We start from the raw sequence: 11,435 nt of genomic DNA on the forward strand, positions 1-11,435 counted from the left end.
GTAAAATTGCGATAGTTAACTTGCTCGTAAATTTTGACGAATTTAATCAAGATTAATGTGAGAACACAGCAATTTCGTCTCAGGCCTTCTTCGTGTTCCCCATGTGCAAAAGGATCATCCAATGGAAAAGCCAACCAACAAGCCGCAAGTTCTGGTAAACTCCGTCGGATATTCCCGCCGTGATTTTCTGCGTTTCGGGGCGTTTACCACCATCGGGTTACTCGCTGGCTGTGGAACCACCAGCGCCACGCCAGTGAGCACTGCCACCCCAACCAAGCCCAAAATTGGCCTCGTTATGAAATCGCTGAGCAACGAGTTCTTCCAACAAATGCAGGCTGGCGCTGAAGAATATGCGCGCCAAAATGCAACCCGCTTTGATTTCACTGCCACCGGAATTAACGACGAGCGCGATTTCGCCACCCAAATTGCCTCATTTGAACGCTTGATTACTGAAAAATATGATGTGATTGTGTTGGCTCCCGCCGATTCGATTGCCTTGGTTGCCCCGGTTGCCAAAGCGGTCAAAGCTGGCATCGTCGTGATCAATATCGACGTTGCGCTTGATGAAGCAACCAAAAAAGCTGCTGGCATCGATCTGGCCTTTTTTGGCCCCGATAATCGTGCTGGAGCCAAAATGTCGGGCGAGGTGCTGGCCAAAGCCTTAGGCGCAGGCGGCAAAGTCGCAGTGCTCGAAGGCAATCCAGAGGCCGATAATGCCGTCCAACGCCGCTTAGGCTTCGACGATGCCATCGCCGATGGTAGCTTGAATTTAGTCGTTGCTGAAAGTGGCCACTGGGAAACCAGCGAAGGCCAAAGCATCACCGCCGCATGGCTCAAAAAATACCCCGACTTACAAGGAATCATGTGTGCCAACGATTCAATGGCATTTGGGGCGGTTCAAGCACTCGAAGCCGCCAACATGCTCGATAAAATCAAAGTCGTGGGCTTTGATAACATTCCAGCGGTGCAACCCTTGATCAAAGATGGTAAAATGTTGGCGACCGTTGAACAATACGGTGCGCAAATGGCCGCAATCGGCATGGATTATGGCTATCGCACACTCAAAGGCGAGAAATTTAGCGGCTGGATTCGCACCGAACTAAAATTGATCACGAAAGATAATCTCTAGCTAATTATTCAGTTTTTTACTTATAACGAAACTCCAAGTTTAGCACTTGGAGTTTCGTTATGGCTGCAATTAAACGTATTATGAGGAGAGGACAAATGTTCAAGCGTTGGTTTTTAATCATGGCGTTGCTCTTAGCCAGCTGTAGTCAAACTACAACCCCTAATCCAACTCAAACCGAAGCTGTCAGCACAGTCGAAGGCTACGAAGTTGCAATTCCTGAATCGTATAAAACCCGTATTTTTGGATTGGATGATCGCTATCCAATCGGCAGTAATTCGGCAATTGATGAGATTTTAACCACTTGGGTAAAAAAGCAACCATATAGCACTATTATTGGTCGTGACGTTTTTATTAGCGATCGCCAATTTGAGACTGTTTATCGAATCGTGACTCAAGATCTCAATCAAAACGATTGGAAAATGCTTACTAATTATGATGAGGCCTATGTTCAGCTGGTTTATACTAAAGTTTTTGATGGAACAACTGTCGCTTTAGACACACTGATTATTGCCGGGAATGACAAAGATCAACCAGCAAAGGTTTTATTAATTCAAACCTTAACCACTGATATTCCAACAAAACCAACCCCAACTGTCAAGCCAACTCAATCCTCAACGACATCAACTCGAACAATCGAAGGCTATGAAGTTGCAATTCCCGAGTCATATGAAATTCCAACATGGGGTGATGCTTATGTATTTGGCTCCGATGAAAAAATTGATCAATTATTAATAAATTGGCATGCAGCAGAACCCTATACGAATATTCTAGGCCGAAACGTGTTCATCAGCACGGATCGACTTAGTTTGGTATATGCAACTATTAGCTCAAAACTTAATAGTCGTGACTGGGAGTGGATTAGCGGCCAAGGTGATGATCGCTATTCGCATATTGTTCATAGTAAAACCATTGATCAAACACCAGTTGCTATAGCAATGATCACAATGCAGATCAATGACGATCAAGTTTTAGTGATCCAAACATTAACGACTGATATTCCTGAAAAACCAACCCCTACGATTGCCGATCGCCCAGTAACAGCGACTCCAGTAGCGGTACTACCAAGCATCATTTGGCCTGAGCCGGTGACGTTTTATGCGCTGGACGACCCTGAGGTTGCCGACGCAAGTTTTCAACTGCAAATTGCCTCAGTTTTAGATCACGTTGGCTATGCGACAACGATTAGTCAGACCCTCTTTACATCAAGCAAAAGTATCGTCGAACTTGAGCAATTTTATGATCAAGCTTACGCAAATAAATTAAAAACCCGCAGTATAATGGAAACCATTGCGGCTCCCAATCTCTACCTTGGGTATACCGATTCCTACTATCAACGCGGCTATCTGATTAAATATGTCATCATTGATTTAGCAGATCAAGGCAAACCATATCGTTTAATTTTGGCAACGATTGCTGAATAATGATCACCAAAGGCCATTTTAGCTGGATACCATAGCACTATGCGTTTTAAGGCTTTACTCGCAGGGCTTTTCCGAATCAACCACGCCGACGCAAATATTCGGCGGCGTGGGAAGGCTATCGTTGGGATTACCTTCTTTTTGGTTTGCTGTATCATATTAATTGGTATTTTCAGCATTTTTGCAACTGGCTGGCGCGAAACTGCCTTACTCACCAGCCCATTTGGGCTGCTTGGGCTAGCAGCCATTTGGCTAGCCCGCCGTGGAATGGCCAATCGTGCCGCCGGATTATTGATTGCTGCTGCACTCGCGGCCTTGGTCGCCGCGCCAGTGGTGGCCAATCGGGTGGCTTTTACGCCATTTTTCTTTCTCTTACCAATTTTGATGGCCTTTGTCACGCTATCGCCACGCGGTTTACTGTTCGCCAGTGGCACGAGTTTGGCTGCCTTAGGTTTGCTCGCGCTATTAACGCAGAATATCCCACAAACATTGCCGCAAAATAGCGAAGTATTCGGCTTGGCCAGTAGCTTGTTGTTGATGATTATTGGCTTGGGCTATGTTGGCTCACGCACCACCCACCAAGCCATTCACGCAATGAATTTAGCTCAGCAGCGGAGCCGCGAATTAACTAAAACGCTGCAAGATGAGCGCGATCAACTTAGTCAACGGGTGGCTGAAAGCACGGCGGAATTACGCCAGAGTTTGGCAAATTCGGAACAATTGATCGCCGAGCAAGCCCGTTTATTGAATGAAAATGATCAACAACGTTCAACGATTCGTTCGTTGAGTTTGCCAATCTTGCCATTGCACCAACACATACTGCTTGCCCCACTGATTGGCACATTTGATCAGCAACGGTTACACGATATTCAAGCGCAGCTTTTACAGGCGGTTGATGCCTATCAAGCCAAAATTCTGCTCTTGGATTTGACTGGGGTTGCGGTGCTTGATCAGGCTGGGGCAGCCATGCTTCAGCAGATTGTCCATGCCAGTAGCTTGCTTGGGGCAGCCGTTGCATTTATCGGCGTGCGGCCTGAAGCAGCCCAAGCTATTGTGAGTATGGGCCACCAGCTTGGCAATGTGCGGGTTTTTCGCGATCTGCAAGCGGCAATTCAACAGCATAGTCGGCTGTTGTTCGATAGCTAACCAGCCTTCGGGTATACTAGCAATTGTTTTGCAGGCTGCGTTAGCGCAACCGATAGAGACTTGTACGATGGATGATCGGCCAATCTTCCCAGAATGGATCAAACAGGCTCGTAAGCAATTGGGCCTTGGCAGAGCCGAGTTAGCCCAACAAGTTGGCTGTTCGTTGGCCATGTTGCGTCAGCTTGAGTATGGTACCCGCCGCCCTTCGCGCCAGTTGGCTGAACGGCTCGCCAGCTTTTTGCAGATTCCAGCTGAACAGCAAGCGCTCTTTGTGCAAACCGCACGGGTCCATCAACCACCTAGCCCAATCAATCCAATTCCACGAGTGAAACGGCTGCCTGAGCCAAGCCAACCCTTAATTGGCCGCGCGGAATTATTGGCCAATGCCAGCCAGCTATTGCTCCAGCCAAGCATCCGTTTGCTGAGCATTGTTGGACCAGGTGGCGTTGGTAAAACTCATTTTGCAACCCAGCTTGCCCAGCAGATTCAAGCACATTTCAGTGATGGGAGCTTTTTTATTGGCTTAGCGTCATTGCACGATGCTGAACAATTGCCGACGCTGATCGCTCAAACGCTGGAAATCCCCCAACCAACCCATCAATCAACCTTAGAGCAATTGATCGGCGCGATTGGCCAACGCTCGATCTTACTGGTGCTCGATAATCTTGAGCATGTGATGATGGTTGTGCCAATTATCAGCCAATTGATCGCCCAATGCAGCAAACTCAAAATGCTGATTACCAGCCGCTTTGCCTTGAAATTACACGCTGAACACCTGATTGATTTGCCACCACTCGATGTGCCACAACACCCACTTGAGCACCAAGCTAGCACCGAAACCAGCTATTCTGCTGTGGAATTATTCGAGCTTCGCGCCAAAATGGTACAACCTCAATTTAGCCTAACAGCCCAAAATCGCGCGATCGTTGGCGAAATTTGTCGGCGTTTAGATGGCTTACCCTTGGCGATCGAGCTGGCGGCGGCACGAATTCGTGGCCTGCCACCCCAAGCAATGCTCGCGCGGCTCGATCGGCGGCTCGAATTATTCGATCAAGGCAATAGCGATCTGCCTGAGCGGCATCAAACCTTGCGCAATTTAATTGCTTGGAGCTACACGCTGCTCACGCCCAACGAGCAAACTATTTTTCGCACCCTCAGCCTGTTTGCCAACCATTGGACATTAGATGCCGCCGAATATCTGTGTCAAACTCAAATTGCCAAACCTCAAGTTCTCACAATTTTGCTCAATTTGCTTGATAAAAGTTTAGTGCGCGAAGAAAGCTCAAACGATGGCCTCGCCACCTTTGCCATGCTCGAAATTATTCGCGAATATGGGCTAGAGCAGCTTGAACAAACCAGCGAAGCTCAAGCATTGCGCTGGCGGCATGCGCATTATTACATCCAACTTGCCCAACATGCCGAGCAACAACTCGGCCAACAAGAAGCATTGTGGCTTGAGCGCTTGACTTGGGAGCGTAGCAACCTTTGGGATGTGCTCAACTGGCTCGTGGCACAACAAGCAGCCGAAGCGTTGCTGCAACTGATCGGTTCGCTCTGGAAATTTTGGCAAATTCGCCATCTCTGGCAGGAAGGCTTGCACTGGATTGAGTTGGCTTTGGCCTTGCCGCTGGTCAATAGCGAAGCCTATCAACAAGCCCGTGCCAAGGTGCTTTGGGGCGCTGGTTGGTTGGCAGTCGATTTGCATCAGCATGATTTGGCTCAAGCCATGTTCGAGCAAAGCCTGCACCTCGCCACCAGCCTCGACGATCAACAGGGAATTGCCCGAGCGTTGCATGGGGTTGGCTTATTGGCCGAGTGGGCGGGGCAGCGCGATTTTGCCATGCGAGCCTATCAAGAAAGTTTAAGTCTCTTCCGCCAACTCGATGATCAAGAGGAGATTGCTTGGTCGTTGTTTCACTTGGGCGCAGCTTTGCAATCGCAGGGTCAAGCCAAACAAGCTCAGCATTTTTTAGAAGCAGCCTTAGCGACCTCACGCCGCTTGGATCATTCGTGGAGCATCGTGCATCAAACCAAAGCACTTGGCCAAATGGCGATTGATCAAGGGCGTTATGCTGATGCCGAGTTATTACTCAACGAAAGTCTCAAGCTCGCTCAAAGCCATCAATATCAACAAATTTATCTTGAAATTTTGCGGCATCTTGGGCGTTCGGCATTGGAGCAAGGCCAGTATCAGCTAGCTCGCGAGCGATTTCAAGCCAGCCTTGAGCAAGCCCAACAACTCAAAGAACCCTCGGCAATTCGCTGGGCCAGCATTCACCTCAACTGGCTGGGTATTCTCGCAGGTGATTTGGACCAAGCCTATGCGTTTGAGCAACAATTGGCAATCTTCGAGCGCGACGAGCCTGCTTGGGCAATTGCCTGGCTCAAGGCACGTTTGGGCACAATTGCTTTGATCAAACACCAGCCTGAAGTAGCCCAAAGCTGGTTTCTGGCTAGTATTCAAATGTACCAAGCCAACGATTTGCCATGGGGTTTGGTCGAATGTCTTGAAGGGTTAGCGCATAGCCTATGTTTGGGCAAGCAAGCCAATCAAGCCGCAGCCTGCTTGCAATTGCTAAGCACTGCTGAACAACAACGCCAAAGCTTGCCACGTTTGCGCTCAGTACCTGAACAAGCAGCATGGCAAGCCAGCCTTGCGTGGTGTCAACAACAACTTAGCCCCGAGCAATTTACCCAAATTTGGCAAACTGAGGTGACCCAAACACTTGAACAATTGCTCAAGCCTTTTTAACCACGAAATTCAATCAGCTTGAACTATAATCCCCAATCGTTCCAACAAAGCGCGATAATCAGCAGCTCGATAGCGAATCGGCGGTTTATTGGGGCTATGCGAATCGGAGCCAGCGCTAATTAAAAGCGAGTGTTGTTGGGCATAGCTACGGTATAAGGCAGCTTGTTCAGCAGTATGTAAGGGATAATCAGCCTCAATCCCATCTAAGGGCACTTCATCCCTTAACGCATCGAGCAGCGCTTGATCAAAACAGACAAAACCATCGCTGCGGCCTGGATGGGCCAAGATACAGATTGCACCACTTTGCTGGGCCGCTGCCACAACTGCGGCAATCGAATTGGTTGCAAAATCGCAGCCTGAGGCTTGCATCAGTTGCGAAAATTGGGCTGGGGCAAGGGTTGGATTCTGTTGCTTAACCAAGGCTGCCAATAAATGAGGTTGTTGAGCCGATGGTTGGGCTAGAATCTCGGCCATTTGGGCTTGATGTTGAGGGGTCAAATAGCCGTGATCACAACAATACGCAAAGGCCTTGGTGATGATTGTTTGCTGGCGTTGATACAGCTCGGCAGCAATCGCCATGAGTGGATTTGGCCCAAGCTCAAAGCCAAAACACAGCAGATCGACCAGCTGTTCGCGCCAAAGACAGCTCATTTCAGTCGCTACCAACAAGGGCATACCTTCAGCCACCGCCAAATCCTGCATTGATTGCGCCATATCAGGCCGATCATGGTCGGTAATTGCGGCCAAGCCAAAGCCTTCACGCTTCAAATGGTGAATCAGATCAAGTGCTGACCACTGGCCATCACTGGCCGTTGTATGCAATTGTAAGTCGATCGCTGCATCGGCAGCTAACACCAAGTTTGTGGTTGAACGTTTAACAAGCGTCATCTGGATGCCTCACTGGCCAATCTTAAGCTGAATGTTCACCAGATCGCCTTCGTTAAGCTGCTCGGCCAAACGAATGGGCTTTTTGATCGGCACAAGATACAGGCCATCTTTGGGAATCAGCGACGTACTCCAGGTTGTACCGCCAATTTGCACTTGGGCCGGAATCACGCCCCAGCCATAGGTCACCAGCCCAGCAACCGCCTTGATTGATTGGCTCTGTTCAAGCGGCACAGTGACGAAATACCATGGCGCTGGCCCTTTCCAAAACCAAATTGGCCCAGTAAAATCAAAGGTCACACGAAACTCCTAGGATTAAATTAAGAACCCATGCACAATGCATGGGTCTGATAGTAGAATGCACAACTTTACGAACGGCTTAGTTGGGCAACGGCAGTGCGCAAATCGGCTGAGGTCTGGACTGAACTCAAATCGACCGACAAGGTAGTCAGCATTTGGGCAACTTCGGGGCCAACGCCAACCAAAATTACACTTGCCCCCAGCAAACGCAAGCCATTCATCATGCTTAACAAGGCTTGGGCAGCCTGTTCATCCATCATTGGCACGCCCGTAATATCAATCAAGACTTTGCGAGCGCGTTCCCGTTGAACCCGGGTCAAGAGAATTGAGGTGGCTTGCTGCACCCGTTCGCCATCCAAACTACCAATTAATGGCATCACCAACACCCCTTTTAGAATTGGGATGACTGGTGAGGCAACATCACGTAGCAGTTGCGATAACTGTTGACGTTCAGCGAGTGAGTGTTCGAGATTAACCACCACTTCACTCAGGCGCTGCATCGCGGCTTCGCGTGCAGCCTCTTTGGCCTCGGTTTCTTGGCGCGAAACTTGTAAAGCAGCGGTCATGCTATTAAATGAGCTGGCCAACTGACCTAATTCATTATTGCTTTCAACCTCAATTGGCTGGAGATCGCCGTCGGCGACTCGATTGGTTGCGCCAATTAAGCCGGCCAGTGGTTTAAGAAATTGGCGGCGCAGAATCAGCGCCATGCCAAAGCCAAACAAAATAACCGCAATTAAGGCCAAACCGATGCTCAAGCCAAGACTTTGGTTAGTGATCGTGGCAATTTGATTGGCGGTTTCAGTCGTGCGTGCCGTAATTTCATCCAAGGGCGAAGCTAAGCCCAAGCCCCATGGAATCCCGCTAATTGCCGCATAGGCCACTACATATCCGCGCCCACTCAAACGCACCGTGGTTACTCCATCACGGCCCGCTTGCAGATCGCTGATCATCGATGAACTGGGCATGTTGGCTTGATTGGTCAAAATTTGCTGAACAATCCCGCCCTGGCCAGCCTCGGTCACCGCCACAACTTCGCCATTACGGGTAATCAAAAAGGCAAAACTCGATTGATCAACAATTAATCCCTTGAGATAGAAACTCAAACGATCAAGGCTGACATCGACGCTGACAGTGCCCAAAAAATCGGCATTATCATAAACTGGTGCAGCAACCGAGATCAATGCTTGCGATTGATCAATCGATTGATGCACTTCTGTCCAGACCAAGGCGCGGCTCGGGTTATTCTCTGGCAAACTGGCTTGGTACGCTGCTTCTTGGCTGGGCAACCAATCTACTGGCGGATCGTTAGGAGTCATGTTGGGATAGGTGCGCAAGGTATTGGCGGTCAGATATGAGATACGCACAATTTCAGGCACGCTGATTTGCAAGCTTGGCAAGACATCTTCGAGCCGTTGACTATAACGAATGTCAGCTAATGCTTGGGCCTGATCGGGATTAGCAACCACCAAGACTGTGGTTGCGCCGCTGGCATATTGGCGACCATTACGGGCTACGTTCAACTCAGGCAAGTTTGGAATTTGATTGGTTGGCTGTTGCAAATAGGTGCGGGTGGTGACCGCTAATTGTTGCACACCACGGACTGTTTGCCCCGTGCTGGCAGCATGACTTTGGGCAATGCGCAGGAGATATTGTTCAGCTTGGGCTTGCAGCGCGGCGGTGCTATCGTTGGTGGCTTGGTTGCGCACTGCCACCAAGCCACGAGCATTAATTGCTAAATTGAGCAACGCCAAGAGCGATGTTCCCAATAAGAGGATAACAATAACTTGCCTGCGTAAACTATGGAGCATCGTCCATCCTCCACCTACAACAACCTATTGCGACACACGCAGCGTAATTTTGAACGTTTCGGGTGGGATCGAAGTCGTCGGATCAAAGCTAGTGAGCGATGCTGTATCGATCACGAAGCTCTTCGGGCCAACATGGGCCATAAATTCTTTGCCTTCCAAAATGCGCACCGTTTGATCGATGGCAATTCGCGCAATTGTAACTGGTGGAGCAACCGCCGCTGCTTGGATACCACCACTCTGCAATTCGGCATACACTTCTGGACTGATATAATATGCCATAATTTTAATTTTATCTTGCAGCTTGCGTTCGCGCAGAATTTCGGCAGCAGTTACCGCAGTTTGACCAGTGCCTACAATATAATCGATCTCGGGATGTGCGATCAAGACCTCTTCGATCAATTTTGCTTGCTCTTCTTTGCCAGTATCGCCATATTTGGTTTCAACAATGTTAATTGCGCCACCAGTAATAGTAGCCTTAAATTTTTCATCGGCTGCTTTCGACCAACCAGCCTTTTCGGGGCCAGGGAACCAAGCGACATCAACCGCATCGCTGCCCTTGGCATGTTTTTGCACTAAATATTTAGCAATTTCTTGGCCGCCTTCGCCGGGGACTGAAAGCGATTTAGCGGTAATGGCCTTCGACGAAATATCATTCATAAAGGCAATTACGGGAATCTTTTGGCTTTGCAGCTCCACAATTAAATCGTTGAGGCCATCAAGCGAGATCGCCCCAATCACCACAGCCTTGGCTCCGTTAGCCACACATTGGCGAATTTGGGTAATTTGGGTTGGCAAATTGCCATAGCCACCAGCTTCAACAATTTCCACATTGATGCCTAAGCGTTCGGCTTCGGAAACTACGCCATAATTAACCGCCAACCAATAACTATCCTTGATGTGCGGAATTGAAACACAAATTGTCTCAGCCTTATCGGCCACAACCAAGGGCACATAGTCGGTTGATGTCCGCGGGCTAGCAAAATCGAATGGTGGATTCCAGACTTCAACTTGATAGGTGGTGCTGGTGCTGGTTTGGCTGAGCGCGGCGGTTGCACTAGGCACGGATGTTGGTTGGGCGGTTGGCTGAGCCGTGCCACAAGCGGCTAAACTAGCGGCCAATAAACTGCCAAGAACCCATTTCGAGCGTTTGGTTGCAGTCTGCATAGGATCTCCTTCTTACTTAAACCCTAGTGCAACAATGTTGAGAGCATGAGGCGGGCATTGTGGGGTAGCGTGGCTAAACAAAGATGGGCAGGCCTATGTAAGAGATTGTCTCACACAAGGCCTGCCCATACAAGAGCTTATTTAATTTCGACAATCAACTCGATTTCGGTGGCCATATTGAAGGGCAATGCAACTTTACCACCAGATGAACGGGCATGTTTACCAGCTTCGGGGCCAAAAATTTCGACCAAGAAGTCTGAACAGCCATCAACGGTTTTGCCAAGTGCACCAACAACTGGGCCAGACGTTACATCGTCGTAGGTTGGGGTAACATTGACCGTTCCGGTAACCATCACAATGTGCTCAACCCGATCAAGGTCGCCAATTGTTGATTTCAGGAAGCGTAAGCCCCGCACACAACTCAACATCGCAGCTTCTTGGGCCGTTGCCAACGAGAGGGTTGGCAATTCGCCTTTGAGGAAACCGCCGCTGCCAGTCAAAATTTCTGGGCCAGCTGACGAAATAAAGACCGTTTCGCCTGATTGTGAAGCATACACATAATTGGCAGTTGGCGGAGTCAATGCTGGCAATGAAGCTACACCATAACGTGCTTCAACATAGGCTTCAACCTTTTCAAAGACACAATCAACACCTGGTCGGCGACAACGATGCTGTTCAGCTTGTTGGGCTTTGTCGAGCGCTTGGCCTTCCGAAGCCAGTGAAATCGAGCTAAATGTGGCAGCCATGACCATTACGAGCAGGAGTTTGAGAGAAAAGCGTTTCATAGATGGACTCCTCAGCACAAGGTTGATGTCTTTGATCGATCAAGT

9 protein-coding genes are annotated in these 11,435 nt (G+C 49.2%); 4 read left to right on the forward strand and 5 right to left on the reverse strand.

Annotated elements, in window-relative coordinates:
* Window positions 1-121 precede the first annotated feature (121 nt).
* The 4 genes from LCH85_16325 (at window position 122) to LCH85_16340 (ending at window position 6,445) form a co-directional block, all read left to right on the forward strand.
* Window positions 122-1,129 (forward strand): sugar ABC transporter substrate-binding protein, encoded by a 1,008-nt coding sequence (locus tag LCH85_16325; GenBank protein MCA0353559.1) that lies wholly within the window; start codon window positions 122-124, stop codon window positions 1,127-1,129.
* A gap of 59 nt (window positions 1,130-1,188) precedes the next feature.
* On the forward strand, window positions 1,189-2,550 hold the full coding sequence (locus LCH85_16330) for a hypothetical protein (GenBank protein MCA0353560.1): 1,362 nt from the start codon (window positions 1,189-1,191) through the stop codon (window positions 2,548-2,550).
* Between the two features lie 39 nt (window positions 2,551-2,589).
* Window positions 2,590-3,693: an STAS domain-containing protein gene (locus LCH85_16335; GenBank protein MCA0353561.1), complete on the forward strand. Its 1,104-nt coding sequence runs from the start codon at window positions 2,590-2,592 to the stop codon at window positions 3,691-3,693.
* 67 nt (window positions 3,694-3,760) lie between these two features.
* Entirely contained in the window at window positions 3,761-6,445 is a 2,685-nt protein-coding gene (locus LCH85_16340) for a tetratricopeptide repeat protein (GenBank protein ID MCA0353562.1), read from the forward strand.
* A 9-nt stretch (window positions 6,446-6,454) separates the two neighbouring features.
* On the opposite strand, the gene LCH85_16345 is transcribed toward LCH85_16340, so the two are convergent.
* The 5 genes from LCH85_16345 to LCH85_16365 form a co-directional block, all read right to left on the reverse strand.
* A complete protein-coding gene (locus tag LCH85_16345; GenBank protein ID MCA0353563.1) occupies window positions 6,455-7,333 on the reverse strand; it encodes a hypothetical protein in 879 nt (292 codons plus the stop codon).
* Window positions 7,334-7,342: 9 nt separating this feature from the next.
* Window positions 7,343-7,630 (reverse strand): DUF1905 domain-containing protein, encoded by a 288-nt coding sequence (locus tag LCH85_16350; GenBank protein MCA0353564.1) that lies wholly within the window; start codon window positions 7,628-7,630, stop codon window positions 7,343-7,345.
* Window positions 7,631-7,698: 68 nt separating this feature from the next.
* Window positions 7,699-9,441: a HAMP domain-containing protein gene (locus LCH85_16355; protein MCA0353565.1), complete on the reverse strand. Its 1,743-nt coding sequence runs from the start codon at window positions 9,439-9,441 to the stop codon at window positions 7,699-7,701.
* Window positions 9,442-9,465: 24 nt separating this feature from the next.
* Window positions 9,466-10,605: a TMAO reductase system periplasmic protein TorT gene (gene torT / locus LCH85_16360; GenBank protein ID MCA0353566.1), complete on the reverse strand. Its 1,140-nt coding sequence runs from the start codon at window positions 10,603-10,605 to the stop codon at window positions 9,466-9,468.
* Between the two features lie 137 nt (window positions 10,606-10,742).
* The gene (locus tag LCH85_16365; GenBank protein ID MCA0353567.1) at window positions 10,743-11,390 is read right to left on the reverse strand and encodes a RidA family protein; all 648 of its coding nucleotides are present in this window, start codon (window positions 11,388-11,390) and stop codon (window positions 10,743-10,745) included.
* Window positions 11,391-11,435 lie beyond the last annotated feature (45 nt).

The sequence above is a fragment of the Chloroflexota bacterium genome (genome assembly GCA_020161265.1).
Taxonomy (GTDB): domain Bacteria; phylum Chloroflexota; class Chloroflexia; order Chloroflexales; family Herpetosiphonaceae; genus Herpetosiphon.